The organism is Bradyrhizobium genosp. SA-4 str. CB756 (assembly GCF_000473125.1).
Classification (GTDB): Bacteria; Pseudomonadota; Alphaproteobacteria; order Rhizobiales; family Xanthobacteraceae; genus Bradyrhizobium; species Bradyrhizobium arachidis.
On sequence record NZ_KI421499.1, the window covers coordinates 7,782,736 to 7,808,585 of the forward strand.

A 25,850-nucleotide genomic window follows, 5' to 3' on the forward strand; every position below is an offset into this window, starting at 1 on the left:
CTGCTGGTCGGCATCAACGTGACCTCGGCGACGCGCAGCGGCGACGGCGATCCCCCAGTCAATTTCCAGGGCTCGTTGCGGACGCTGCCGCAATTTTGATCGTTAAGAATGGGATGAGCGAATGATTGTCGAGTGTACGGCTGCAGGCCTGAGCGGGCGTCCCGCAGGGACGGTGACGAGAGCGCTCCTCTGCCTCGTCGCCGCGACGACGCTGGTGCTTCAGGCGGGCAACGCGGCGGCCCAGACGGCCGCGGAATCCTGGCCGAACCGCGCGATCACCTGGGTGGTGCCGTTCGGGGCCGGCGGCGTCACCGATCTCGTCTCGCGCAAGATCGCGGAGCTGCTGCGGACGCGGCTTGGGCAGCCCGTGGTGGTGGAGAACCGACCCGGCGCTGGCGGGACCATCGGGACGGAGTTCGTTGCCCGGGCCCAGCCGGACGGCTACACCGTGCTCTACGCCTCCGGCGGACCGATGACGATCCAGCCGAACCTGGGGATGGCGAAGCTCAACTACGACCCGCTCAAGAGCTACGTCCATATCCGCGGCGTGAGCTCGGCGAACCAGATCCTCGTCGCGACCGCAGCAGCGCCCTACAGCACGCTGGCTGAGTTCGTCGCCTACGCGAAGGCCAACCCGGGCAAGGTCAATTTCGGCTCACCCGGCCCCGGCACCGCCCAGCACCTTGCCGGCGAGATGTTCCAGGCGGCCGCCGGCATCAAGCTGACCCACGTGCCCTACAAGTCGGGCTCGAGCCAGATGACCGACATGATGTCGGGCATCCTGGACGTTTCCTTCGATTACCTCGCCGTGCTCAGGCCGCTGATCGACACCGGTAAGGTCAAGGTGCTCGGCACCACCGGCGCGGCGCGGCTGGCCGCGCTGCCCGACGCGCCGACGGTGCTCGAGGCCGGCTACCCGGACGCCGTCAGTGTCGGCTCGACCTGGGTCTCGGTCCCGGCCGGAACCGACCCGAGAATCGTGGGCAAGCTCTCTGAGGCGCTGGCCGCCGTGCTCGCTGATCCCGGCATCGCTGCCGATCTCGCCACCAACGGCCAGGTGTCGATCGCCGACAAGGGGCCGGCCGAGATGGGACCGTTCATCGTCGAGGAGACCGCACGCTACAAGCGGGTTATCGAGAGCGCGGGCATCGCCGCGCATTAGCTCACGCGCACGGCGGTGGGCATCGTGCACTCGAAGGAGCGGCTGGCGAGCTCGAATTCGAACCTGAAGTCGTATTCGAATCTGGAGGCGCGAGGGATGTCGGCGCCGCCTCGATGGCGACCGCGGCCGTTCACGCGAACTTGGCGTCCAGACCGGAGATAGATTCCGCTTTCCGGACGCTCCTCCGGCATGAACAGCGCGTTGACCCTGGTCCGTGTACCAACGGTGATCCGGAACGAGGCCCAAAAAGTCCTTTCGGATCAAAAGGCTCACTGTTTCGGCTGTTCTCGATTCTGCTGGCGGAGAGGGAGGGATTCGAACCCCCGATAGGCTTGCACCTATGCCGCATTTCGAGTGCGGTGCATTCAACCACTCTGCCACCTCTCCTGAAGGCGCCATATAGGAGCTGCGGCCCCTGTGGTTGGGGGCGTTAATAGGCGAGGATGGCTGGCCAGACAAGGCGCGAAAGGGGAAAATCCGCTGCCTCTTTCGCCCGCCGTTCTTCAGCCCTGGAGGAACCGCCATGGAGCATCTCACGGTCAAGGCTAACGGGGCCAATTTCCACGTGGTCCGCGCCGGAGGCGGAAAACCGCTGCTTTTGCTGCATGGTTGGCCGGAATTCTGGCTGACCTGGAAGCCGGTGATGGCCCGCCTGGCGGACCGCTTCATGCTGATCGCGCCCGATTTGCGCGGCTTCGGCGACAGCGACAAGCCGGACGGGGCGTACGGTCCGGACGGCCACGCCGCCGACATGCTGGCGCTGATGGACCGCCTCGGCATCGACCGATTCGGCGTGGTCGGCCATGATGTCGGCGGCGCCGTGATGCAGCCGCTGGCCCGGCAGGCGGCGGAGCGGCTGGCAGGGCTGTTTTTCTTCGATTTCGTCTATCCCGGCATCGGGCCGCGCATGGCGGCGCCTGATCGGCTCAACCACATCTGGTACCAGTCCTTCCACCAGATGGAGATGGCGCCGGCGCTGGTTGGTGCGAGCCGCGAGACCTGCCGGCTTTACATCAGCCACTTCCTCAAGGGCTGGGCGCATCGGAAAGATGCCTTCGACGATGTCCTCGACGCGTTCGGCGACAACTTCTTCAAGGACGGCAACCTCGCCGGCGGCTTTGCGCATTATCGCGCCTCGCATGCCGGGCGCGTCGCGATGATGAAGGGCGAAGCACCGCTTCTCCCGCCGATCATCGTGCCGACCTGCGTGCGCTGGGCCGAGCACGATCCGCTGTTTCCCTATGCCTGGACCGACCGGCTGGGCGAGACGTTTGGCGCGCTTGATCTCGCGATGTTTCCCGGCGTCGGCCACTTCCCGCACCGGGAAGACCCCGATCGCGCGGCCGCGGAGATCGCGGCGTTCTTTCAGCGCATCGGCTGGAGCTAGAGCATGATCCGGAAAAGTGCGCAGCGGTTTTCCGAAAAGATCCTGCTCAAACAATAACCTAAAGCGCGATGACGATTCATCCTGATCTCATCGCGCTTTGGGGCTCGCGGAAACCCAAAAACGGGTGGGACCGCCAGACGCGGTAAACACTGGCGGTCCCGGTGCCGCTCATTGAAATGCTGGCCAGGAAGGGCGGCTTCGCCGGCCAGGGTGAGGCGACGATGCGACCCTAGCGTGCAGCCGGTGCGCCGCAACGCAAAGCGGTCCTTAACCTAACCAGTCAAGGTTACTCCGGCGCCGCATCTGTTCCGACGACGTCGGAACGGGGCGCCGAATCCATTTTTTGCGCGTTTTCTTGAGCGAACCGGAATCCACTTCGCTCGAAAACGCTGGTTAGTCCGACTTGCCCTTTTTCTTGCCGTTCTCCGTAGAATCCCGGTCCTTGCCGTTGCCCTCCTTGCGGCGGTTGGTGAACCGGGCATTGCCGAGCCCGGTGCCAATGGTGAGCACGCCCCAGCGCGAGACATCCTGCATGAACGGCACCTCGGAGAGGCCCTGAACCACGCCGTCATTGTGCATCACGATCGCGGTGTCGTGCCCGCCGATCTCTGGGATACCCTCGATCAGGCTCGCCGGCAGGTTGAACTTGCTGCTCTCCCAATTGCCCGGCAGGTTCTGCGCGCCCTTCTCGATCGAACCGTCCGCGTTGATCACGCCGGGACATGCGATGCCGATGAAGGGCGCGAGCTTGAAGCCTTCGGCTTCGGCCCCGGTGATCAGTGCCTTCAGCATCTTCGTCAGCCGCTTCACCGCGCCTTCGCGCGTCGGCTCATCGTCGGCATGACGCCACAGCTCGGAGTCCACGACCTTGGCCCTCGACAGGTCCTTGGCTTTTTTCCAGCCGGTCTCGACCAGGCCGCAGCGGATGTTGGTGCCGCCGATGTCGACCGCGAGGATGCTGTCATGGGCCTCGAAGATCCAGGATGGCGCGAGGTGCAGCGCGCCGATCAGGCCGGCTTCATCGGGGTGATGGCGGATCGGCATCATGTCGATCTTGAAATCCTCGGATTTCAGGATGATCTCGGTGCGCGCGATCGCGAGCTCGCCGAGCCGGGAATCGCGAAAACCGCCGCCGACCACGATGCGCTCGGTCTTGGCCCAGGCCTTAGTCTTGAGGAAACGACGGGTGACGTAGGCGAGCTCCTGGGCAAAATCCTCGATCGCGCTGTGCACCACTGCGGAGGCCTCGGTGTCGTCGCCGATCAGGATGGCATCCAGCGTCTTCTTGCTGATGTTCTCCGACGGCTCCTTGCCGAACGGGTCCTCGCCGGTCTTGCGCAGCGGCTTGCGCCAGCGGTCGAGGATCTCGCGGAACGCGCTCTTGCTGGCGCGGTCGCCGAGGAAACCGTCCTCGTCCTTGATCTCGAGGTTGAAGCTGTCGACGTCCACCGACGGCAGCCGCTCCGCCCCGTGCTGGGCGATGCCCGTCGTATTCACCAGTTCGTCTGTTGCCATGAGAGCCCTTGCCCGCTTAACCGTCCGGCGGACTAACTGCCCGGGAACCCGATGGTTGCAGCGCGGACCGAGATTCGCTGGGGCCGTGGATGGGGCCCAAATCCTTCAAATCCGGGCCGTTTCGCCCGCTTTTCCTTGACTTGCGGAGACCAGCGGCTATAAGTCCCACAGCCGGCGCGGGGCGTTTCTCGCGCCGCTTGTTTTTGCGTGGGTTTTCAAAGGGATAACTCCCACCCGCACAAAACGCAGATAAACCCATAGCGACTGACAAAAAGCCGGCCCGGACGATTCTCGTCGCGAGGCCGGGATTGAACACGGAGAAAAAAACGATGTTCGCAGTCATCAAAACCGGCGGCAAGCAATACCGCGTCGTGCCGGATGATGTTCTCGAAGTAGGCAAGATCGAAGGCGAAGTCGGCTCGATCGTGCAGTTGAATGAAGTTCTGGTGCTCGGCGGCGACACGCCGGTGCTGGGCGTTCCGACGGTCGCAGGCGCGTCCGTTGCGGTCGAGGTGCTCGACCACAAGCGCGGCCCGAAGGTCATCGCGTTCAAGAAGCGCCGCCGCAAGAACTCGCGCCGCAAGCGCGGCTACCGTGACGAGATCACGGTGCTGCGCATCAGCGAGATCCTGACGGATAACGCCAAGCCCACCAAGGGCCCGCGGCCGAAGAAGGAGAAGGTGGCAAAGGAAGCCGCCGAGTAACGAAAACCGATCACGCCAATTCACGAATTGATGCGTGCGACGTTTTGAAATGATTCCGTCAAGGAATTGACCTAGAACTACGCAGGATTTCGGAGACGAGCCATGGCTCACAAAAAAGCAGGCGGTTCATCGCGCAACGGACGCGATTCGAAGGGTAAGCGCCTCGGCATCAAGGCGTTCGGCGGGGAGATCGTCACTCCCGGCAACATCATTGCGCGTCAGCGCGGCACCACCTGGCACCCGGGCCTTAACGTTGGCATGGGCACGGACCATACCTTGTTCGCCAAGGTCGAAGGTCGTGTTGCGTTCCAGGCCAAAGCCAACGGCCGCACCTTCGTATCGGTACTCCCGATCGCAGAGGCGGCTGAATAGACGGTGGATCATTTGGAGTCCGCCGGGTCCTACCAAACCGGCGGAGTCCAGAGATCAAAAGATCGAAGGCTCCAAGGGGAGGCGGGAAACCGGCCTCCCCTTTTCTTTGACTTGCTCACTTTTCACTTAGTGACTTTCACGGAGCCGGACATGTTGCAGGATTTCTCGAGCGTGACCTTGCGGGAGGCGAGACCGAGCGTCGTCGCCACCGAGCGGCTGACCTTGCGGCGGCCGACCCTCGCCGATGTCAGGACCATCGCCCAGCTCGCCAACGACCTCCGCATCGCGGAGAACACCCGCCGCCTCCCCCATCCCTATTCGCAGGACGACGCCGTCGAATTCATCCGGGCCACGTCCGAGCTCGGCAGCGAGACCGTATTCCTGATCGAGCAGGACAGCGGGCCGGTCGGCATGGTCGGGATCGACTGCTCCACGCCTGGCAATGCCGAGCTCGGCTATTGGCTCGGCGTCGAGCATTGGGGCCAGGGCTTTGCCACCGAGGCCGCGCGCGGCGCGATCGACTTCTTCTTCGAGGAGTTCGAGGACGACCACCTCTACGCCGGCGCACGCGTCACCAACCCGGCCTCGCGCAAGGTGCTGGAGAAGTGCGGCTTCCAGTGGAGCGGCGTGCAGCTGCACCGCTTCCTGGCGCTGGGCTCCTCGACGCCGGTCGACTGCTTCCGTCTCTCGCGCGGCGTGTGGTCGTCGCTGAAGAGCTGGAGCAGCGCGAGACGGATGAGGTAGGCGGAGGCGCTGCCGCAATCACCGTGAGGCAGGCAGAAGCGCAACCACATTCACAACTGTCGTCCCCGCGCACGCGGGGACCCATAACCACAGGAAGGAGTGCGGGACGCGGCGCCCACTCCGAGTCTTCGTCAAACCACGCCCTGGGGGTATGGGTCCCGGGTTCGCGCTTTGCGCGCCCCGGGACGACGTTGTGGCTACACCGGTGGATTGACCTCTTCACTGGCGCGCCCCAAATCGCGCTCCCGCAGATAGATGTAGAACCCCGCGCCGATGATGATGGCCGCGCCGACGATGGTGGCGACCTGTGGCACATCCCCGAATACGACGAAGCCGAAGATCACGGCCCAGACGATCATCGAATATTGGTACGGCACCACCACGCTCGCCGGCGCGAGCTTCAGCGAGCGGTTGACGCAGAACAGCGCAGTGACCGAGATGAGCCCGGCCAGCGCAAAGAAGACGAGGCTCCCCGGCGTCGGCGGCACCCAATGGAATGCCGACAGCACCGCACCCAGCGAGAAGGTGCCGATGAATTGCGAGGATGCCATCACGATGTCGGGCGTCTTGCGCAGGCTCCGCGTGATCAGCATCAACGTTGCGAAGGACAGGCTGCCGCCGAGCGCGATCAGCGCCGGCAGGCTCACCGTCTGCGCCGACGGCCGCAGCGCGATCAGGACGCCGCAGAAGCCGATCAGAATCGCGGTCCAGCGCCGCCAGCCGACTTTCTCCCCCAAGAAGATCGCCGACATCGCGGTGACGAAGATGGGGCCGGCGAGATAATAGGTGATGACGTCGGCGAGCGGCAGATAGACCGTCGCGAGGAAGAAGGCGGCGACCTCGAGCGTCGAGAGCACGACGCGAAACAGCTGCAGACCCGGCCGCTCCAGATCCAGGAACTGGTGGCGCTGCTTCCAGATCAGCGGCGTCAGCAGCAGCAGCGCCGCGCAGGCGCGCAGGAACAGGAGCTGCCCCACCGAATACGTCCCGACCAGGAATTTGCCCATGGCGTCGCCGAACGAGAACATGAAGATCGACAGCACCATCAGCGCGATGCCGGCCAGGCGCGCGGAGCGGTCGTCATAGGCGGAGAGGTTTTTGAAGAAGGGCATCGCTATTGGTCGGAGTGTGAAAGTTCGTCGTCGCGAGCGGCTTGTCCGCCGAAGCTCGAAGAGCGAAGGCGGAAGCGAAGCAATCTAGACTGTCTCCGCAGCGGCAGTCTGGATTGCTTCGTCGCTTCGCTCCTCGCAATGACGGCTGAGACAGCGGCGGAAACCGGCGACTAGAGTCGCTTGCGGTCGTTTTAATGACGTGAGCACCCGCGACAAGCCCGCTTGCGCCGAATTGAACGGATTGTCGCACTCTTCGCGGCGCGGTAGCGATAGGCCGCCCACGAACGAAAGAGCATCGACATGACCGACTTCGATCCAGCCCAGCATCGCATGATCCCCACGCAACGCTGGTTTGAGGATTTCGTGGTCGGCGAGCGCTTCGTGCTGCCGAGCCGGACCCAGACCACCGCGGTGTTCGCGGCATTCCAGACCGCGAGCGGCGACACCCATCCCGTGCACTATGATGTGGAATATTGCCGCAGCCGCGGCATGCCGCATCTGCTGGCGCACGGCTTCCAGACCCTGATCCACACCGCGCCCGGCGCCGGCCTGTTTCCGTTCATGGTCGAGGAATCCCTGGTCGGCTTCCTCGAGCAGTCGAGCCGGTTCCTCAAACCGGTTTTCGCCGACGACACGATCTATCCCGCGCTGGAGGTCACCGAACTGGTGCCGGGCCGCACGACCGGCGCGGTGACGCTGAAGAGCACCGTGTTCAACCAGCGCAAGGAGCTGGTGCTGGAGGGCGTGCAGAAATTCCTGATCCGGCGCCGGCCGGGCTAGCGGACACGTCTCACGGCGCGAGCGAAGCAAGCGGGACCGCGTGAACCACGACGGAGAAGGTGCCGACAAACCCCGTGCACACTCCGCATCATGATGGTCCGCGATGGCACTGCTTCCGCCCTGCTCCGAGACATTCAAGCGTTCGCTCCAGCGCGCGACTTCAGCCGCACGGGCGCAAGGCCGCACGCATCCGGGCCCGCAGGATTTGCTCATCGCATTGATCGAGGGCGAAGACGCATCGCCTGTGCTGAAGGCCTGCGGCATCGACCTCACGCGCCTGCGGAGGGATGTCGAGGCTGCGAGCGCGACGGAGCCAACGACGGGCCTCGGTCATCTGCTCCAGCTTGCCTTCAACGAGGCGCAGCTGTCCGAACGGACGGTCGTGACGGGTGCCGACATGCTCGTCGAGCTGTTCGCCGAGCCGGTCGGTCGCTTTCTTTCGGCACAGGGCGCAACCCGCTACGACGCCCTGGTTTATCTGAGCCATGGTATCGCCAAGGGCGTCGCGGCCGATGTCGAAGCCGATCGCGGCGAGGCGGCTTATCTGGAGCTCGTTCTGCTCAATGATCCCTATACGCCATCGGAGTTCGTGACCTTCGTTCTCGAAAACGTGCTGGGGATGAGCCGCGAGCGCGCCATCGCGATCGTATTTTCCACCCATGCGCGCAAGCGCGGCTCATGCGGGATCTTTCCCCGCACCGAGGCCGCGGCCTTCCGCGAAAAAATCCAGAACCTTGCGGCGGCCCGTCAGCACCCACTTCGCTGCGTCCTGCTGCCGGCTGGCGGCGCGCCGGCCCGGGACCGGCCGTCGCCAAATTGAGGCAAGAGCGGGATCTGGGGTTAAGCAAGCACCGAAATTTGCCGAATTTCCTGGTTTTCACGGACAAGTCCGGGTTGCCGCTTCCCCGCCTCTGGCCTACCTATGGCCCATGAAATTCCTCGACGAAGCAAAGGTCTATATCCGCTCCGGTGACGGCGGGAACGGCTGCGTGGCGTTCCGCCGCGAGAAGTTCATCGAGTTCGGCGGTCCCTCCGGCGGCAATGGCGGCCGCGGCGGCAATGTCATCATCGAGGTCGCCGACGGCCTCAACACGCTGATCGACTACCGCTACCAGCAGCACTTCAAGGCCCAGAAGGGCGAGAACGGCATGGGCTCGGACCGTCACGGCGCCAACGGCAAGAACATCGTGCTGAAGGTCCCCATGGGCACGCAGATCTTCGACGAGGACCGCGAGACGCTGATCCACGACTTCACCAAGGTCGGCGAGAAATTCGTGCTGGCCGAGGGCGGCAATGGCGGCTTCGGCAACGCGCATTTCAAATCGTCGACCAACCGCGCGCCGCGCAACGCCAATCCCGGCCAGGTGGGCGAGGAGCGCTGGATCTGGCTGCGGCTGAAGCTGATCGCCGATGCCGGTCTCGTCGGCATGCCCAATGCCGGCAAGTCGACCTTCCTGTCCAAGGTCAGCGCGGCGCGGCCGAAGATCGCCGACTATCCCTTCACCACGCTGCATCCGCAGCTCGGCGTCGTGAACGCCGACGGCCGCGAGTTCGTGCTTGCCGACATCCCCGGCCTGATCGAAGGCGCGCATGAAGGCACCGGCCTCGGCGACCGCTTCCTCGGCCATGTCGAGCGCTGCCGCGTGTTGCTGCATCTGATCGATGCGACCTGCGAGCATGCCGGCAAAGCCTACAAGACCGTGCGCAAGGAGCTCGATGCCTATGGCGGGCAGCTCACCGACAAGATCGAGATCGTCGCGCTGAACAAGATCGACGCAGTCGAGCCGGACGAGCTGAAGAAGCAGAAGGACCGGCTGAAGCGCGCCGCCAAGAAGACGCCACTGCTGCTCTCCGGCGTCACCGGCGACGGCGTCAAGGAAGCGCTGCGCGCGCTCGTCGAGGTGATCGGCGAGGCCCCGGTGTCGGCCAAGGCCAAGAGCGCGGCCGAAGCGGAGCCGTGGTCGGCTTGATTTTTCTCGTCGTCCCCGCCTAGTGCGCAATTGCGCACGGGGCGCGGGGACCCATACCGCGTGATCCATCGGTTGCGGACGGTTTTAGTCCCGCTCGACGAGTCTTCGCCAAACCACTCCCTGGGATTATGGGTCCCTGCTTTCGCAGGGACGACAGTGGAGTTTTATGGCCACAGGCACGCGCATCACTGGCTTGTCATCGCGCCTGCGATAGCGCAGCATCCAACAATCAAGAAAATGCAGGGGCGAGGCATGGCGCGCGCGAAGAACGTTCTCTGGATCATGTGCGACCAGCTTCGCTATGACTATCTCGGCTGCACCGGCCATCCCACGCTGAAGACGCCGAACATCGACGCCATGGCCAGGCGCGGCGTCCTGTTCTCAAAGGCCTATGTGCAGTCGCCGATCTGCGGCCCGTCGCGGATGTCATTCTACACCGGCCGCTACATGCGCTCGCATGGCTCGCACTGGAACGGCTGGCCCTTGCGGGTCGGCGAGCCCACGCTCGGCGATCATCTCAAGAAGATCGGCGTCCGCAACGTGCTGGTCGGCAAGACCCACATGGCGCCCGACCTCGAAGGCATGAAGGCGCTCGGCATCCCCCCGGAATCGGTCATCGGCGTGCACGTCGCCGAATGCGGCTTCGAGCCCTATGAGCGCGACGACGGCCTGCATCCGACCGGACGGCCGCGGCCCAAATATGACGAATATCTTCGCAGCCAAGGATTCGAGGCGACAAATCCCTGGGAGCACTGGGCCAATTCCGGCGCCGCGGAAGACGGCTCCTTGCAGAACGGCTGGCTGCTGGTGCACGCCGACAAGGCCGCCCGCGTGCCGGACGAGCATTCCGAGACGCCCTACATGACGCGGCGCGCGATGGACTTCATCGCCGAAGCCGAGACCGACGGCCGGCCGTGGTGCCTGCATCTGTCCTACATCAAGCCGCACTGGCCCTACATCGCGCCCGAGCCTTACGCCAGCATGTATTCGACCGATGACATGATCCCAGTGATCCGCTCCGAGCGCGAGCGGCAGAATCCGCATCCGGTGTTCGGCGCCTATATGGACATGCGCTACTCCCGCAACATGGCGCGCGATGAGGCGAGAGAGAAGGTGATCCCGACCTATATGGGCCTGATCACCCAGATCGACGACCAGATGGGCGTGCTGATGAAGTTTTTGGAGGCGCGCGGCCTCTTGGACACCACCATGATCGTGTTCACGTCCGATCACGGCGATTATCTCGGCGATCACTGGATGGGCGAGAAGGATCTGTTCCACGAACAGTCGGCCAAGATTCCGCTGATCATCATCGATCCCTCGCAGGAGGCGGATGCCACGCGCGGCACTCGCAGCGACGCGCTGGTGGAAGGCATCGATCTCGCGCCGACCTTCGTCGATTATTTCGGCGGTAAGGTGCCGGGCCACATCCTCGAGGGACGCTCGCTGCTGCCGCTGCTGCGCGGGCCAACGCCGACGGATTGGCGCAAGGTGGCGTTCTCCGAATACGACTACGCCATGCAGGACGTGCGGTTGAAGCTGAACCAGCCGATCGAGCGCTGCCGCCTTTTCATGGTGTTCGATGGCCGCTGGAAATACATCCACGCCTCCGGCTTCCGCCCGATGCTGTACGACCTCGAAACCGATCCAGAAGAATATGTCGATCGCGGCGACGATCCGGAATGCGCCGCGATCATCGCGCGGCTCCAGGCCGAGCTGTTCGACTGGGCGCTGCATCCGAACGACCACATCACCACGCCGCGCGAGAAGATCGCGAACTATGCGGACAACCAGCTGCAGGTGAAGGGCGGGGTCTTGATCGGCATCTGGGACGAAGCCGAACTCGCCGCGATCAAGGACGGCATCGCCCAGCGCGCGAAGATGTAGACTTCATGGTGAGGAGGCGCTACAGCGCCGTCTCGAACCGTGCAGACCCCGCTGCGACAGCCGGGCCTTCCATCCTTCGAGACGCGCGCAGGAGCGCGCTCCTCGGGATAAGGAATAGAGCACCGGCTAGCTAGCGATCAACCACGTGCCCTTCAAATTCCGGCTTACCCCGCATCAGAAAGAGTCGGTACCACTCGATATCCTTTCGCTCGGCGATTTCGGCGTCCGAGAGTTTCGTCTTCTCGCCGAGATTCAACTGATCGATTCCAAGATTTCGCCCGGCCACATAGATTGCGTAATCGCCCAGCTCGACATCCGCAGTGATTGCCGCATTATTGTCGATCACCGACATGACATGCATCCGTCCGCTTCCGGAATGAAAATGCACACAGGTAATCCGCTGCCATTCGTCCGGCGAAGGCGGCTGATCGCTTGATATCAGCTCAATCCAATGATCGTTGAGGTCCGCTTCCGTGCCGATCATCCGGAACGCGGGAACGCCGGCAAAGCCGCATTTGGATTTAGCAGCATCCCAGTTCCAGTCATCCTCGCTGCCAAGCGAGCTCAATGGATCGTCGCACACGACGATCTGATAATTGCTGGCAAATAACCGGGCAGCACCGAGCAAGCGCCGAGTCATGTGCAGCACCTCAGTTAAAATCGGGCTCTAATTCTCGATCTTGTACCCCGTCGCCTTCACGATCGGCTGCCAGAAGGCCGTGTTGGCGGCCAGCTCCTTCGATAGCCCATCCGCGCTGCTCCCGACCGGGATCAGCCCGATCGCGGTGAGCTTCTCCTTCACCTCGGGCTTGGCGAGCGCGGCGCTTGCGGCCGCGCTGAGCTTGCTGGCGAAGTCGGGCGGGCTGCCGGCGGGGAGCCACATGCCGTACCAGGCGTCGGCAACGAGATCGATGCCGCTTTCCTTCAGCGTCGGAACGTCAGGCGCGAATGGCGAACGCTCGGCGCTCGAGACCGCGATGATCTTCACGCCCTTGGCGCGATGCTGCGGCAGCGCATCCGCCAGCGTGGTGATCCCAAAAGAAATGTGGCCGCCGACGAGATCGTTGAGGATCGGCGCACTGCCGCGATAGGGCACGCGCGTGAGCGGAATGCCGAGATCCTTCTCGAGCTTGGAGCCCATGAAATGCGGAATGGTGCCGTTGCTGGGCACGCCGAACGAGGCCTTGTCCGGATGCGCCTTCAGCCAGGCGACAAATCCCTTGAAATCGGCGACGTCCATCGCCGGACTGACCACCAGTGCGAATTCGAACCGCGCCAGGAGCGACACCGGCATGAAATCCTTGGCCGTGTCGAAGCTCGGTGTCGTCTCCACCATCGGCAGCAGGTACATGGTCGGCCCCGTCGTCACCAGCACCATGCTGCCGTCGGGGCTTGCGCCCTTCACCGCCTTGATGCCGATCAGGCCATCGCCGCCGGTGCGGTTCTCGACCACGATGGTCCGTTGCAACACCGGCGCCATCTCCTGCGCGATCAGCCGGCACAGCGTGTCGCCGCCGGCTCCCGCCGCGAAGGGAAAGATGATCTTGCTCAGCCCGGCCTGCGCCTGCACCTCGCCCGCCTGCGCCAGCAGCGGCAGGCCCATACATCCGGCGATGAATTTGCGGCGATCCATACGTGTCCTCCCCAGCCCATTATTGGTTGGCGGCATTAGAGCCGGGCCGGCGCTCAAGACAAGGCCCAAGGACAGCGCGGACCTTCGCCGTTTACCATTCTGGCCGCCTTGCGCCGGTCACCATCCTGCTGCAAAAGCAGGGCTCATCGGCGCCGCCCGTCGCTCCGCCGTTTCCCGAGCAATTCGTTACACGCGCCAGCACATACCCACATGGCCAGCCCCGAACTCAGTCAATTCCGCCGCATCGTCGTCAAGGTCGGCTCCGCGCTGCTGGTCGATTCCGACAAGGGCGAGGTGCGGGCCTCGTGGCTCGCCGCGCTCGCCGACGACATGGCCAAGCTGCACCGCGAGGGCCGCGACGTGCTCGTGGTGTCCTCGGGCTCGATCGCGCTCGGCCGCAGCCGGCTCAAGCTGCCGCGCGGCACGCTGAAGCTGGAGGAGAGCCAGGCCGCAGCCGCCGTCGGCCAGATCGCGCTGGCGCGGATCTGGTCGGAGGTGCTCGGGGCGCATGGCATCGGGGCCGGGCAGATTTTGGTGACGCTGCAGGACACCGAGGAGCGCCGCCGCTATCTCAACGCCCGCTCCACCATCGGCAAGCTGCTGGAATGGCGCGCGATCCCTGTCATCAACGAGAACGACACCGTCGCCACCAACGAGATCCGCTACGGCGACAACGACCGCCTCGCCGCGCGCGTCGCCACCATGGCGAGCGCGGACCTCCTGGTGCTGCTGTCCGACATCGACGGGCTCTACGACGCCCCGCCGAAGAACAATCCGAACGCAAAACTGATTCCAGTGGTGGAAAGCATCTCCTCCGAGATCGAGGCGGTGGCGGGAGACGCCGAGTCCGAGCTGTCGCGCGGCGGCATGCGCACCAAGGTCGAGGCCGCCAAGATCGCGACCACCGGCGGCACGCATATGCTGATCGCCTCCGGCAAGATCGAGCATCCCTTGCAGGCGATCGCCAATGGCGGCCGCTGCACCTGGTTCCTGACGCCGGCCAATCCCATCACCTCGCGAAAGCGCTGGATCGCGGGCTCGCTGGAGCCGAAGGGTACGCTGACCATCGACGCCGGCGCGGTCGCGGCGCTGCGTGCCGGCGCCAGCCTGCTGCCGGCCGGCGTGATCAAGGTCGAGGGCCAGTTCGCCCGCGGCGACGCCGTGATCGTGCGTGGCCCCGATACCAGCGAGGTCGGCCGCGGCCTGATCGCCTATGACGCCGACGATGCCGAGCGGATCAAGGGCCGCTCCTCTCCGGACGTGATGGCCATCCTCGGCATCAGCGGACGGTCGGAGATGATCCACCGCGACGATCTGGTGGTGGGCGGGTAAGGCCGCCTCCGTCATTCCGGGGCGGTGCGCTAGCACCGAACCCGGAATCTCGAGATTCCCCGGTGCGCAATTGCGCATCTGAGGTCCTGGTCCTTCGGACCATCCCGGAATGACGGCGTAGGTGGTGCGTGGATGGCCGGGTCAAGCCCGGCCATGACGCCGCGGCTGGGCCAGTGGCCGAGGCCCGAACCCGCGTTCCGAAGCCCAGCCATACCCTCCCCGCCCTTCGCAAAAGCGGGATTTCCGTGCTAGGACACCGCCTTAGCAGAAGGTTTTGACCCCCATGGCCGCCCCCCTCAAAGCCGTTGACGGCAATGCCGACCTCCAGGCGCTGATGTCCGATCTCGCCACCCGTGCCCGCACCGCCGCGCGCGTGCTGGCGCTGGCGCCGCCGGAGCAGAAGAACCGGGCTCTGGAAGCCATGGAGCGGGCGATCCGCGCGAACTCCGCCGCGATCCTCGCCGCCAACGCCGAGGACGTCGCCGAAGCCCGCGCGTCGAGCAACATGACCGCCTCCTTCATCGATCGCCTGACGCTGACGCCGGCGCGCGTGGAGTCGATGGCCGAGGGCATCGGCATCGTGCGCGGCATCGCCGATCCGATCGGGATCGTCACCGAGAGCTGGCAGCGGCCGAACGGCATGACCATCGAGCGCGTGCGCGTGCCGCTCGGCGTCGTCGGCGTGATCTTCGAAAGCCGGCCGAACGTTGCGGCGGATGCCGGCGTGCTGTGCCTGAAGTCCGGCAATGCCGTGATCCTGCGCGGCGGCTCCGACAGTTTCCGTTCCTGCCGCGCGATCCATGACTGCCTGGTGCAGGGCCTGCGCGACGCCGGCCTGCCCGAAGCTGCGATCACGCTGGTGCCGACGCGCGACCGCGCGGCGGTCGGCATGATGCTGTCAGGATTGAACGGCGCCATCGACGTGATCGTGCCGCGCGGCGGCAAGAGCCTCGTCGCGCGCGTCGAGCAGGAAGCGCGCGTGCCGGTATTCGCGCATCTCGAAGGCGTCAACCACGTCTATATCGATGCCAGCGCCGACCTCGCCATGGCGAAGTCGATCGTGCTCAACGCCAAGATGCGCCGCACCGGCGTCTGCGGTGCGGCCGAAACGCTGCTGGTCGATCGCGCCGCTGCCGGCACAAATCTGAAGCCGCTGGTCGAGATGCTGCTCGAGGCCGGCTGTGAAGTGCGCGGCGACGATGCCGTTCAAAAAGCCGACGCGCGTGTCAAGCCTGCCAGCGATGACGATTGGGATACGGAGTATCTCGACGCGATCATCGCGGCGAAGGTCGTGGACGGCGTCGACGGCGCGATCGCACATATCCAGAATCACGGCTCGCACCACACCGACGCGATCGTGAGCGCGGATGAGGTTGCTGCGAAAAAATTCCTCAGCGAGGTCGATTCCGCGATCGTGCTGCACAACGCCTCGACGCAGTTCGCCGATGGCGGCGAGTTCGGCTTCGGCGCCGAGATCGGCATCGCCACCGGTCGCTTCCATGCCCGTGGCCCGGTCGGCGCCGAGCAACTCACGAGCTTCAAGTATCGCGTTCACGGCACCGGGCAGACGCGGCCGTAAAGTCGCAGGGCGGGCATTGAGCAACAATTTCGTCGTGCCGCGTTTCGTGGCGCAAGCGGTCCCGCCCCACACCGAGGGCATGCGCATCGGCCTGCTCGGCGGCTCGTTCAATCCGCCGCATCAGGCCCATCGCGCAATCAGCCGCTTCGCGTTGACGCGATTGCAACTCGATCGTGTCTGGTGGCTGGTGACCCCCGGCAATCCGCTCAAGGAGAACGGCAATCTGCATGAGCTCGGCGAGCGCATGCAGGCCGCGCGCGACGTCGCTGATGACCCGCGGATCGAGGTGAGCTGTCTCGAATCCGTCATTCGTACCCGCTATACTATCGACACGATCAACACCTTGCGCCGCCGCTTCTCGGGCCTGCGCTTTGTCTGGATTATGGGCGCCGATAATCTCGCTCAATTCCATCGTTGGCAGGACTGGCGGCGCATCGCTGCCCAGGTGCCGATGGCAGTGATCGATCGTCCGCCGAAGAGTTTTCGTGCCCTCGCCTCGCCCGCCGCCAGGGCCCTGGCGCGCTACCGCCTGCCCGAGGAAAAGGCGGCATTGCTCGCGGACCGGCCTGCGCCGGCCTGGGTCTTTCTGACCGGTTTGAAGCTTAATCTCTCCTCAACGGGCCTGCGGAACCCGGACGGGAGCTGGAAGGGAACCACGTGAGAGGGCGTGTGTGGAGCGGCGTGGGGCTTGGGGCTGTCTGGCATATTGAAACCCTTAACCCCACATGATGTAGTGTAACCGGTGGGCGCCGGATTCGGCGTTCGCGATACAGTGAAAGGAATGGTCCCTGACCACATCTGTATTGTCCAAGTCTGTTTTACCCAAGGTTGCCAAGCCTACGCGTAAAACATCGACCAAAGCGGCCTTGCAGGCGCAACCCGACGCCGACAAGACGCTGAGCCTGATCCTCTCCCGCCTCGAGGATATGAAGGCGGAAGAGACGGTCACCATCGACCTTCGCGGCAAATCGGCGTACTCCGACTACATGATCGTCACCACCGGCCGGGTGAACCGGCACGTCGGCGCGATCGCGGACAACGTCACGAAGGGCCTCAAGGAAAACGGCATCAAGAGCGTCCATGTCGAGGGCTTGCCCAATTGCGACTGGGTGCTGATCGATTCCGGCGATGTGATCGTGCACGTGTTCAGACCCGAGGTCCGCGAGTTCTACAACCTTGAGCGGTTGTACACGCAGGGCCCAGGGGCGGCGAAAGCGATCTAGGCTCACCGAGCCGATTTCGAATCGGCTGACGCGCATGTTAGCGTCGTGCGCGCGCAACCTGCGCGCGGTCTCGAAAACGACTCTGAAGATATCATGCGCGTTGCTGTCATTGCGGTGGGCCGGCTGAAGCAGGGCCCCGAACGGGAGCTTGCCGACCGCTATTTCGAGCGGTTCGACGAAGCCGGTCGCAAGCTCGGATTCCGCGAGCTCAGCATCCACGAAATCCCCGAAAGCCGCGCGCGCGACGCCGCGACACGGATGGCCGAAGAGGCCGCGGCGATCTCCGCGCATGTTCCCGAAAAATCGATCCTGGTGGCGCTGGACGAGCGCGGCCAGAATCTCGACTCCACCGTATTCGCACGGCATCTCGGGCGCTGGCGCGACGAAGGTGCCGGTCATACTATCTTCGTGATCGGGGGGGCCGACGGACTTTCGCCCGAATTGCGCCGTAAGGCCAAGCTCGCGATCGCGTTCGGCGCTGCGACCTGGCCGCATCAAATGGTCCGCGTCATGCTTCTGGAACAGCTTTATCGGGCCGCCACCATCCTGGCCGGCCATCCCTATCACCGCGCGTGACGCGCGCCACAACGAGCACCTTTGCCTAACGCGATGCGAGCGCCTGCCCTTAACCTGCTGCTGATTGCGAGCGTCTCGGGCGCAAGCCTCGCGCAAGCTTGCATAAGCCTCGCGCAAGCTCAGACCGCAGCGCCGGCGCCGCAGACCGCGGCGGTCTCGCCCGACGCGATCAAGCAGCGCGAGCAGGAGCTCGAGGCCGCGCGCGCAAGGCAGAAGAGCGCGGAGGAGGCGCAGGCCAAGCTCAAGGCCGAGATCTCCTCGCTCGGCCAGGACCGCACCCAGCTCAATCAGCAATTGATCGATACCGCCGCCAATGTGCGCACCGTCGAGACCAAGATCGACGAGGCCGAAGCGCGGCTGCGCACGTTGAGCGGTCGCGAGCAGGAGATGCGCTCCTCGCTCGATTCGCGCCGCGCCGACATCGTCGAGGTGCTGGCGGCGTTGCAGCGCGCCGGCCGGCGCACGCCGCCGGCCCTGCTGGTACGGCCCGAGGATGCGCTGCAATCATTGCGCACGGCGATGCTGCTCGGCGCGGTTGTGCCGGAATTACGCGGCCGCGCGGAGAAGATCGCCAGCGAACTCGGCGAGCTCGTGGCGCTGCGCAAGACCATCGCGAGCGAGCGCGACCAGCTCGCCTCCGACCGCGACAGGGTCAGGAACGACCAGACCCGCCTCGCCGCCCTGATCGACGAGCGGCAGCGCCAGCAGGCCTCGCGCGAAAAGGACCTCGATGCCGAGAGCTCGCGTGCCATCGCGCTTTCAAGACAGGTCGGCGATCTCCAGGGGCTGATCACCAAGATGGAGCAGGACCTGCAGAGCGCCGCCAAGGCCGCCGAGAAGGCAGCCGAGGCCGCAAGGCAAGCGGAGGCCAAGGCAGCCGCCAGCGCCAATGCCAGCGCAAAGTCCGGCCCTGGCGCTTTCAAGGACCGCTCCCGGACCACCCCTGCGATTGCCTTCGCGTCGGCCAAGGGGCTCCTGCCGCTTCCGGTTAACGGTAACAAGATCAGGGACTTTGGCGGTTCCGACGGGGTCGGCGGGGTCCAGAAGGGCATTTCCCTGGCCACCAAGCCCGGCTCCCAGGTCACAACGCCGTGTGACGGCTGGGTGGTCTATTCCGGCCCATTCCGCAGCTATGGACAACTCTTGATCCTCAATGCCGGGGGCGGGTATCATGTCCTGATCGCCGGGATGGAGCGCATTTCGGTAAACATCGGACAGTTTGTGCTCACGGGGGAGCCAGTCGCGACCATGGGGTCGACCTCTCAAGTCGCCTCCATTCTCGCCACGAACGCGAGTCAACCTGTGCTGTATGTCGAGTTCCGCAAAGACGGCACTCCAATCGATCCAGGCCCATGGTGGGCCGCAAATGAAGGCGAGAAGGTTCGCGGATGATGCGCAAGACTTCAGTTATTCTCCTCAGCGCGGCCACCGGTGCGGCGCTGACGCTGTTCGTTACCCAGCCGCGCGCAGTGTTCATGGGCTCCAGCGCGCGAGCCGCGACTGCGGACACCTATCGCCAGCTCAACCTCTTCGGCGACGTCTTCGAGCGCGTCCGCTCCGACTATGTCGAGAAGCCCGATGACACCAAGCTGATTGAATCCGCCATCAGCGGCATGCTCACCGGCCTCGATCCGCATTCGAGCTACATGGACGCCAAGAGCTTCCGCGACATGCAGGTGCAGACCCGCGGTGAGTTCGGCGGTCTTGGCATCGAGGTCACGATGGAAGACGGCCTGATCAAGGTGGTCTCGCCGATCGACGACACGCCCGCCTCGCGCGCCGGTATCATGGCCAACGACATCATCACCAATCTCGACGACGAGGCGGTGCAGGGCCTGACCCTGAACCAGGCGGTCGAGAAGATGCGCGGTCCGGTCAACACCAAGATCAAGCTGAAGATCATCCGCAAGGGCCAGGACAATCCGATCGACGTCACGCTGGTGCGCGACAACATCCGTGTCCGCTCGGTGCGCGCCCGCATCGAGGCCGACGACATCGCCTACATCCGCATCACCACCTTCAACGAGCAGACCACCGAAGGCCTGAAGCGCGAGGTCGCCAACCTCTCGAATCAGATCGGCGACAAGCTCAAGGGCTACATCATCGACCTCCGCAACAACCCGGGCGGCCTGCTCGAGGAAGCGGTCACCGTCTCCGACTCGTTCCTGGAGAAGGGCGAGATCGTCTCGACCCGCGGCCGCAATGCCGAGGAGACCCAGCGCCGCACCGCGCATGCGGGCGACCTCACCAAGGGCAAGCCGGTCATCGTGCTGGTCAATGGCGGCTCGGCCTCGGCGTCGGAAATCGTCGCCGGCGCGCTGCAGGACCACAAGCGCGCGACCATCGTCGGCACGCGCTCGTTCGGCAAGGGCTCGGTGCAGACCATCATCCCGCTCGGCTCGGGCAACGGCGCGCTGCGCCTGACCACGGCGCGCTACTACACGCCGTCGGGCAAGTCGATCCAGGCCAAGGGTATCGTGCCCGACATCGAAGTGCTCCAGGACGTGCCGGACGAGCTGAAGTCGCGCACCGACACCAAGGGCGAGGCTTCGCTGCGCGGCCATCTCAAGAACGACGGCGACGAGAAGACCGGCTCGCAGTCCTACGTCCCGCCGGACGCCAAGGACGACAAGGCGCTCAAGCTCGCCGACGATCTGCTCCACGGCATCAAGAACAGCGCCTCCGCAGCGCCGACGCCGGGCGGCGACAACAAGGCGACGGCCGACAGGCCCAAGGCCGCGAACTAAGTCGGTGAACTAAGGCAGCGCATCAAGCGATCCAAAGAAAAGGGCGGCTCCCAGAGCCGCCCTTTTTGCTTTGGAACTCAGGTCCGCGGCTCCGGAAGAGCGGCGCTTCCTCACCTCTCCCGCTTGCGGGAGAGGGGCGTACCTCCATCCGATTCGATCACGCCCCCCGGCCTCTCCCGGCCTGCCGCCACTTGACCCCGGCGTGGTATCGTCGGGGTGAGTGATTCGGGATCTCGCATGACTGAAACGGCCGATGATCTGAGCGCCCCGCTCGGACAGGACAAGCCGCGCCGCAAACGCCGGCTGCGGCTGCCGTTCACGGCTATGCAGCTCCTCGCCGTCATGCTCGGCCTGTTCCTCGTCACCTTCGCCGGTTTCGCCATCTTCAACAAGGATCCGCTCGGCGGCGAGCCGATGACGCGGATCGCGATCCGCGAGCCCAAAGCGACCGACGAGAAGCCGGTCGCCTCCGGTCATGGGCAGGATCAGGCCCAGACGAGCAAGCATGAGACCAAGGAAGCGGCGAAGCCGGCGGGCGAGCAGAAGACCGTCACCATGATCGACGGCTCCACCGGCGCGCGCCGTGACGTCGTGATCGGCGCCGGCGATGCCGCGGACAAGGGTGACGCGGCGGCCGCATCAGCCCCGCCGCCCGTCATGGCGGGGATCGACACGAAGCTGCTGGAGAAGTCGCGCTACGGCATGATCCCCGTGGTCGCCGGCGATCTGAAGCCGTTCAACGTCTATGCGGCGGACGCCGATCGCGCCAAGGCCGCCAAGATGCCGGTGGTCGCGATCGTGATCGGCGGCCTCGGCGTCGGCGCGGCAAAAACCACCGATGCGATCATGAAGCTGCCGGCCGCGGTGACGCTGGCCTTCACGCCCTACGGCGCCGATCCCGGCAAGCTCGCCGAACGCGCCCGCGCCCAGCGCCACGAGATCTTCCTCCAGATCCCGATGGAGCCCTACGACTTTCCGGACAACGATCCAGGGCCGCAGACGCTGCTAACCTCGCTCACCACCGACCAGAACATGGACCGCCTGTACTGGCACCTGAGCCGGATGCAGGGCTATGCCGGCATCACCAATTTCATGGGCGCCCGCTTCATCGCGACGGACGCGGCGATGCAGCCGGTCATCCGCGAGGCGGCCAAGCGCGGTCTCGGCTTCTTCGACGACGGCTCCTCGCCGCGCAGCATCGCGCCGCAGGCCGCCGGGAGCCAGGCGATGCCGTTCGGCAAGGGCGACATCGCGATCGACGCGGTGCCGACCCCGACCGAGATCGACCGCGCCCTCAACAAGCTCGAAGCGGCAGCGCGCGAGCGCGGCGCCGCAATCGGCACCGCCTCGGCCCTGCCTGTCTCGATCGAGCGCATCAGTGCCTGGACCCGGACATTGAGCGACCGAGGTATCCTTTTGGTGCCATTGACAACCGTGATGCTGAAATCAAAATCCAGCTAAATCAACGGATTGGTACGGCACGAGGTCGGCGGGGCCTGTTCGAGCCCTACCGACAGCACGCGGAGAGGTCTGGCGGAATGGCGCGTTACGAGGATCTGCCCTACCGGACCTGCGTCGGTGTGATGCTGATCAACCCAAAGGGACTGGTGTTCATCGGCCGCCGCGCCGGCGGCGTCGAGCATGTCGACGACAGCCATGTCTGGCAGATGCCGCAAGGCGGCGTCGATCCCGGCGAGGACACCTGGGAGGCCGCGCGCCGCGAGCTCTATGAGGAAACCAGCGTGCGCTCGGTCGAGCGGCTCGGCGAGGTTCCGGACTGGCTCACCTACGACATTCCGCGCACGGTGGCGGGCCGCGCCTGGAAGGGCCGCTATCGCGGCCAGCGCCAGAAATGGTACGCAGTGCGCTTCACCGGCAAGGACAGCGAGATCAATGTCGAGAAGCCCGGCGGCGGCGGCCACAAGGCCGAATTCGTGAGCTGGCGCTGGGAGCCGATGAAGAACCTCCCCGGGCTGATCATCCCGTTCAAGCGCCCGGTCTACGAGCGCGTGGTGCAGGAATTTTCCGCGCTGGCGGACGACTAGATCAGTCGTCGCGCCCTCGGTCGTCGTCCCCGCGAAGGCGGGGACCCATAACCCCAGGGAGTAGTTTTGCCACGGATGGCAACCACGAGCTTTCAACCGACGGCGGCCTGTGGTTATGGATTCCGGGCTCGCGCTTTGCGCGCCCCGGAATGACTGAGATGACCAACGAAAAACCCTACCGCCCCAACGTCGGCATCGCGCTGTTCAATGCCGACGGCCGCGTGCTGATCGGCCACCGCTTCAAGGGCGACGGGCCCGAGATCGTCCTGCCCGGCCTCGACTGGCAGATGCCGCAGGGCGGTGTCGACGAGGGCGAGAACCTGCGCGATGCGGCGATGCGCGAACTGTGGGAGGAGACCAGCGTCGTCAGCGCCGACTATCTCGGCGAGACCGACTGGTTCACCTACGAATTTCCGCCCTATGACGGACCGCAGACGCATCGCCTGGCAAAATTCCGCGGCCAGCGCCAAAAATGGTTCGCGCTGCGCTTCACCGGCAAGGACGACGAGATCGATCCGCTGACACCGCGCAACGACCAGCCCGCCGAATTCGACGCCTGGCGCTGGGAGCGGCTCGACCGCGTTGCCGACCTCGTGGTGCCGTTCCGGCGCGAGGTCTATCGCGCCGTGGCACGAGAGTTTGCGCCGTTCGGAAACTGAGCCTGCGAAAACAACCCCATGCACAGTAGAGCGGGGGTTGAAATCATTAGAGATCTTTTTGTCGGGGGTGCGTGTAAGGGAGGCACCGCTCTCTCCCCCGCAAGGGGGGAAAGGGAACGCACCTCCGCTGGCGCGCTAGTCGGGGCTGATCCAGGCAAGTCCTAATTCGTCGGTCCCACCGTGAACGGGCCGATGGCAATGACGTGGCAATCGCTGTCGCGCTTGGCGCACTCGCCGAGTGCGGCATTGACGGCGGTCTGCTCGTCGGCGGCCTTCAGGCCGAGACCCGGGCGGCCGGCGGTACCGACCGCAACCGCATTCCAGCCCATGGCATCGCCGAGCTTGCGCACGACGTCGTCGCGGGCGTCGGCGACGATCGAAGGATTGCTGGCGGCATGGAAGAAGCCGGTGATCCTGAACAGGGCCGGGATCGGCACGACGAAATTGTCGTCGACCGCGACGATCATGCAGGCGACGCCGGCGATGGCGCCGCACGATTCCAGCGAACGCCGCGCCGCATCCTCGGCGGAGGCTGCACCGAGCACCATGAAATATTGTCCGCCCGGGCCGAGTGCGACCGATCGGGATTTCGCCGCCGGCACGAACATGTTCTCGAGCCGCACCTTTTGCTGTTCGCGCACGATCGGAAAATCCTTCGACGCGAAGGCCCGTTCGGTCATGGCGTCATGCCGGAAGTACGGCGCCGGCGGCATCGGCGGCTTGCCGTGGGCGTAGACGACGTTGTTGCCGACCGCATAGAGCTCGCAGCGCCGTGGCGATTGTGCCGCATCGGCGCGTTTCTGGCACTGCTCGATCGCGCCGTTGCGCGCAGCCTCCTCGCTCGGCTGGTTCAACACCGAGCCGGTGAAGCCGCCGATATTGAGCGCGAAGGCCTTGTAGTCGCCAGCGGCCGAATAATCGCCGGCGAGGTAATTGCGGATGCGCTCGTTGATGAAAGGCACGCTGTCGGCGGCAAACTTGCCCGTCATCGGCGCGGCGGATGGTGACGGCGCCGGCGCCGGCATCGGCGCCATCGCAGCGCCGGCGTTCGATGGCGCCATCCGGGCCATCGGCGCCTTTGCAATCTGGGTCGGCGTTGGGCTCGGCGACGCGGCCGTCGCAGTCGGCGTTGCGCTCGGCACGGCACTGGGTGTGACCGCCGGCGTCGATGCGGCGTTCGCCGTCTGCTTGAGCTTGGTGTTGTAGAGGAAGCCCGAGACAACGATGGCGACGATCGAGACGACGGCGACCACGAGTGGCCACATCCACACCGGCGCGGCGGCGAGCTTCGCACTCGCCTTCTTCAGCTGCGGCTTGGCGTAGGTGCCGTCCTCGCGCCGCATCGCCACCATGTAGGCGTGCACGGGCGTCGGGATGTTCTTGACCTCTTGCGCGCCGATATCGGCGAACTGCACTGAGAGCTTGTTGGCGACCTGCTCGTGCACCGCGCGGGAGACGCAGATTCCGCCGACCTCGGCGAGGCCCTCGAGCCGGGCCGCGATGTTGACGCCGTCGCCCAGCAGATCGCCGTCGCGCTCGACCACGTCGCCGATGGTGATGCCGATGCGGAACGACATCTGGCGGCTCGGTGGATAGGCCATGTTGCGGGTTCGCAAGGACTCCTGGATGTCGATCGCGCAGCGCACCGCATCCACCGCGCTCGGAAATTCCGCGAGCACGGCATCGCCCGCCGTGTTGAAGATGCGCCCGCCCGCCTTGGCGATGAAATCGTCGACGACCTCGCGATAGGAGGCGAGACGCCGCAGCGTCTCCTCTTCGTCCTCCGCGACCAGCCTCGAGTAACCGGCAATATCGGCTGCGAAAATCGCCGCGATCTTGCGTTTCATCTGCACCCAGCCCCGGAACAAATTCGCGGGCGCAGAATGCCGCTATCTTCGGCGCGGTGCAACAAAGTTTCAGCGCCCGCCACGGTCGGTGACGAGCGCTGAACTTGTTCAGGAATTTTAGCTTGAGCCCCGGAGCGGATGCCCCGGGGCTTAGTGCATAGCCGTGGTGTTGAGCTCGTGCTGGATGCTCTTGTAATGGTCGAGCCGCGCGATCGCGAGATCCAGCTCGGAGCCTTCCTTCTCGGACAGCTTTTCCTGCAGTTCCGCGATCTTGTCGGCGAACTGCGCCCGATCCAGCTCCTCGATCGACGTTGCGACGTCGGCGAGCACGGTCAGGCGATCTTCGGACACTTCGGCGAGCCCACCGGTCACGATGACCTTCTGCTTCTGGCCGCCGGTGATGATCGTCAGGATACCCGGCCGCACAGCAGCCACGAGGGGGGCATGTCCGGCGAGCACGCCGAAATCGCCTTCCCAGCCGGGGACATCGACCTGGTCGACCTCACCAGAGAATGCGAGCCTTTCCGGCGAGACGAGATCGAAATGGAAGGTGGCCATGGAGAACCTGCGAATGGT

The 25,850-nt window shown here is 65.1% G+C and carries 25 protein-coding genes and 1 tRNA gene; 19 read left to right on the forward strand and 7 right to left on the reverse strand.

Annotated elements, in window-relative coordinates; genetic code table 11:
* Nucleotides 1-121 precede the first annotated feature (121 nt).
* Complete coding sequence (locus tag BRAGE_RS50910) at nt 122-1,162, forward strand: Bug family tripartite tricarboxylate transporter substrate binding protein (RefSeq protein WP_051378269.1); 1,041 nt, start codon at nt 122-124, stop codon at nt 1,160-1,162.
* Nucleotides 1,163-1,459: 297 nt separating this feature from the next.
* On the opposite strand, the gene BRAGE_RS0137605 is transcribed toward BRAGE_RS50910, so the two are convergent.
* Nucleotides 1,460-1,549: transfer RNA gene (locus tag BRAGE_RS0137605), tRNA-Ser, on the reverse strand.
* A gap of 136 nt (nt 1,550-1,685) precedes the next feature.
* Here BRAGE_RS0137605 and BRAGE_RS0137610 point away from each other — a divergent pair.
* The gene (locus BRAGE_RS0137610; protein WP_027561903.1) at nt 1,686-2,549 is read left to right on the forward strand and encodes an alpha/beta fold hydrolase; all 864 of its coding nucleotides are present in this window, start codon (nt 1,686-1,688) and stop codon (nt 2,547-2,549) included.
* Nucleotides 2,550-2,942: 393 nt separating this feature from the next.
* Here the strand turns inward: BRAGE_RS0137610 and BRAGE_RS0137615 are convergent, their stop codons facing one another.
* The gene (locus tag BRAGE_RS0137615; RefSeq protein WP_027561902.1) at nt 2,943-4,064 is read right to left on the reverse strand and encodes an ROK family protein; all 1,122 of its coding nucleotides are present in this window, start codon (nt 4,062-4,064) and stop codon (nt 2,943-2,945) included.
* 329 nt (nt 4,065-4,393) lie between these two features.
* On the opposite strand from BRAGE_RS0137615, the gene rplU reads away from it, so the two are divergent.
* The 3 genes from rplU (at nt 4,394) to BRAGE_RS0137630 (ending at nt 5,884) form a co-directional block, all read left to right on the forward strand.
* The gene (gene rplU / locus BRAGE_RS0137620) at nt 4,394-4,768 is read left to right on the forward strand and encodes a 50S ribosomal protein L21 (RefSeq protein WP_027561901.1); all 375 of its coding nucleotides are present in this window, start codon (nt 4,394-4,396) and stop codon (nt 4,766-4,768) included.
* A gap of 102 nt (nt 4,769-4,870) precedes the next feature.
* Nucleotides 4,871-5,140 (forward strand): 50S ribosomal protein L27, encoded by a 270-nt coding sequence (rpmA, locus tag BRAGE_RS0137625; protein WP_018643862.1) that lies wholly within the window; start codon nt 4,871-4,873, stop codon nt 5,138-5,140.
* 150 nt (nt 5,141-5,290) lie between these two features.
* On the forward strand, nt 5,291-5,884 hold the full coding sequence (locus tag BRAGE_RS0137630; RefSeq protein WP_027561900.1) for a GNAT family N-acetyltransferase: 594 nt from the start codon (nt 5,291-5,293) through the stop codon (nt 5,882-5,884).
* 197 nt (nt 5,885-6,081) lie between these two features.
* Here BRAGE_RS0137630 and BRAGE_RS0137635 read toward each other — a convergent pair whose 3' ends face one another.
* The gene (locus BRAGE_RS0137635; protein ID WP_027561899.1) at nt 6,082-6,996 is read right to left on the reverse strand and encodes a DMT family transporter; all 915 of its coding nucleotides are present in this window, start codon (nt 6,994-6,996) and stop codon (nt 6,082-6,084) included.
* Nucleotides 6,997-7,296: 300 nt separating this feature from the next.
* Here BRAGE_RS0137635 and BRAGE_RS0137640 point away from each other — a divergent pair, with 300 nt between their 5' ends.
* The 4 genes from BRAGE_RS0137640 (at nt 7,297) to BRAGE_RS0137655 (ending at nt 11,633) form a co-directional block, all read left to right on the forward strand.
* Entirely contained in the window at nt 7,297-7,776 is a 480-nt protein-coding gene (locus BRAGE_RS0137640) for a MaoC family dehydratase (protein ID WP_027561898.1), read from the forward strand.
* A 103-nt stretch (nt 7,777-7,879) separates the two neighbouring features.
* The gene (locus BRAGE_RS0137645) at nt 7,880-8,596 is read left to right on the forward strand and encodes an ATP-dependent Clp protease adaptor ClpS (RefSeq protein ID WP_027561897.1); all 717 of its coding nucleotides are present in this window, start codon (nt 7,880-7,882) and stop codon (nt 8,594-8,596) included.
* Nucleotides 8,597-8,705: 109 nt separating this feature from the next.
* Nucleotides 8,706-9,746 (forward strand): GTPase ObgE, encoded by a 1,041-nt coding sequence (obgE, locus tag BRAGE_RS0137650; RefSeq protein WP_027561896.1) that lies wholly within the window; start codon nt 8,706-8,708, stop codon nt 9,744-9,746.
* Between the two features lie 252 nt (nt 9,747-9,998).
* Nucleotides 9,999-11,633 (forward strand): alkaline phosphatase family protein, encoded by a 1,635-nt coding sequence (locus BRAGE_RS0137655; protein WP_027561895.1) that lies wholly within the window; start codon nt 9,999-10,001, stop codon nt 11,631-11,633.
* Nucleotides 11,634-11,763: 130 nt separating this feature from the next.
* Here BRAGE_RS0137655 and BRAGE_RS0137660 read toward each other — a convergent pair whose 3' ends face one another.
* Together BRAGE_RS0137660 and BRAGE_RS0137665 are read right to left on the reverse strand one after the other, a co-directional pair.
* Nucleotides 11,764-12,273, reverse strand: a complete 510-nt coding sequence (locus BRAGE_RS0137660; protein WP_028146487.1) for a hypothetical protein — start codon at nt 12,271-12,273, stop codon at nt 11,764-11,766.
* 27 nt (nt 12,274-12,300) lie between these two features.
* The gene (locus tag BRAGE_RS0137665) at nt 12,301-13,266 is read right to left on the reverse strand and encodes a Bug family tripartite tricarboxylate transporter substrate binding protein (protein WP_027561893.1); all 966 of its coding nucleotides are present in this window, start codon (nt 13,264-13,266) and stop codon (nt 12,301-12,303) included.
* Nucleotides 13,267-13,476: 210 nt separating this feature from the next.
* On the opposite strand from BRAGE_RS0137665, the gene proB reads away from it, so the two are divergent.
* From proB to BRAGE_RS0137715, 10 genes are all read left to right on the forward strand, one after another.
* On the forward strand, nt 13,477-14,598 hold the full coding sequence (gene proB, locus BRAGE_RS0137670) for a glutamate 5-kinase (protein ID WP_027561892.1): 1,122 nt from the start codon (nt 13,477-13,479) through the stop codon (nt 14,596-14,598).
* A 283-nt stretch (nt 14,599-14,881) separates the two neighbouring features.
* Nucleotides 14,882-16,177: a glutamate-5-semialdehyde dehydrogenase gene (locus BRAGE_RS0137675; RefSeq protein WP_027561891.1), complete on the forward strand. Its 1,296-nt coding sequence runs from the start codon at nt 14,882-14,884 to the stop codon at nt 16,175-16,177.
* Nucleotides 16,178-16,193: 16 nt separating this feature from the next.
* Nucleotides 16,194-16,838, forward strand: coding sequence for a nicotinate-nucleotide adenylyltransferase (locus BRAGE_RS0137680; RefSeq protein WP_027561890.1), 645 nt, complete (start codon nt 16,194-16,196; stop codon nt 16,836-16,838).
* Nucleotides 16,839-17,043: 205 nt separating this feature from the next.
* On the forward strand, nt 17,044-17,400 hold the full coding sequence (gene rsfS, locus BRAGE_RS0137685) for a ribosome silencing factor (RefSeq protein ID WP_027561889.1): 357 nt from the start codon (nt 17,044-17,046) through the stop codon (nt 17,398-17,400).
* A 93-nt stretch (nt 17,401-17,493) separates the two neighbouring features.
* Nucleotides 17,494-17,976 (forward strand): 23S rRNA (pseudouridine(1915)-N(3))-methyltransferase RlmH, encoded by a 483-nt coding sequence (gene rlmH, locus BRAGE_RS0137690; protein WP_027561888.1) that lies wholly within the window; start codon nt 17,494-17,496, stop codon nt 17,974-17,976.
* Nucleotides 17,977-18,009: 33 nt separating this feature from the next.
* Complete coding sequence (locus tag BRAGE_RS0137695) at nt 18,010-19,368, forward strand: murein hydrolase activator EnvC family protein (protein WP_027561887.1); 1,359 nt, start codon at nt 18,010-18,012, stop codon at nt 19,366-19,368.
* Nucleotides 19,365-20,723, forward strand: coding sequence for a S41 family peptidase (locus tag BRAGE_RS0137700; protein WP_027561886.1), 1,359 nt, complete (start codon nt 19,365-19,367; stop codon nt 20,721-20,723). Before BRAGE_RS0137695 ends, BRAGE_RS0137700 begins: the two co-directional genes overlap by 4 nt.
* A 237-nt stretch (nt 20,724-20,960) precedes the next feature.
* Entirely contained in the window at nt 20,961-22,184 is a 1,224-nt protein-coding gene (locus tag BRAGE_RS0137705) for a divergent polysaccharide deacetylase family protein (protein ID WP_027561885.1), read from the forward strand.
* A gap of 77 nt (nt 22,185-22,261) precedes the next feature.
* Nucleotides 22,262-22,768: an RNA pyrophosphohydrolase gene (locus BRAGE_RS0137710; RefSeq protein WP_027561884.1), complete on the forward strand. Its 507-nt coding sequence runs from the start codon at nt 22,262-22,264 to the stop codon at nt 22,766-22,768.
* 158 nt (nt 22,769-22,926) lie between these two features.
* Nucleotides 22,927-23,427: an RNA pyrophosphohydrolase gene (locus tag BRAGE_RS0137715; protein WP_027561883.1), complete on the forward strand. Its 501-nt coding sequence runs from the start codon at nt 22,927-22,929 to the stop codon at nt 23,425-23,427.
* Nucleotides 23,428-23,588: 161 nt separating this feature from the next.
* On the opposite strand, the gene BRAGE_RS0137720 is transcribed toward BRAGE_RS0137715, so the two are convergent.
* The gene (locus BRAGE_RS0137720) at nt 23,589-25,274 is read right to left on the reverse strand and encodes an adenylate/guanylate cyclase domain-containing protein (RefSeq protein WP_027561882.1); all 1,686 of its coding nucleotides are present in this window, start codon (nt 25,272-25,274) and stop codon (nt 23,589-23,591) included.
* A gap of 150 nt (nt 25,275-25,424) precedes the next feature.
* On the reverse strand, nt 25,425-25,832 hold the full coding sequence (locus BRAGE_RS0137725; RefSeq protein WP_027561881.1) for a F0F1 ATP synthase subunit epsilon: 408 nt from the start codon (nt 25,830-25,832) through the stop codon (nt 25,425-25,427).
* Nucleotides 25,833-25,850 lie beyond the last annotated feature (18 nt).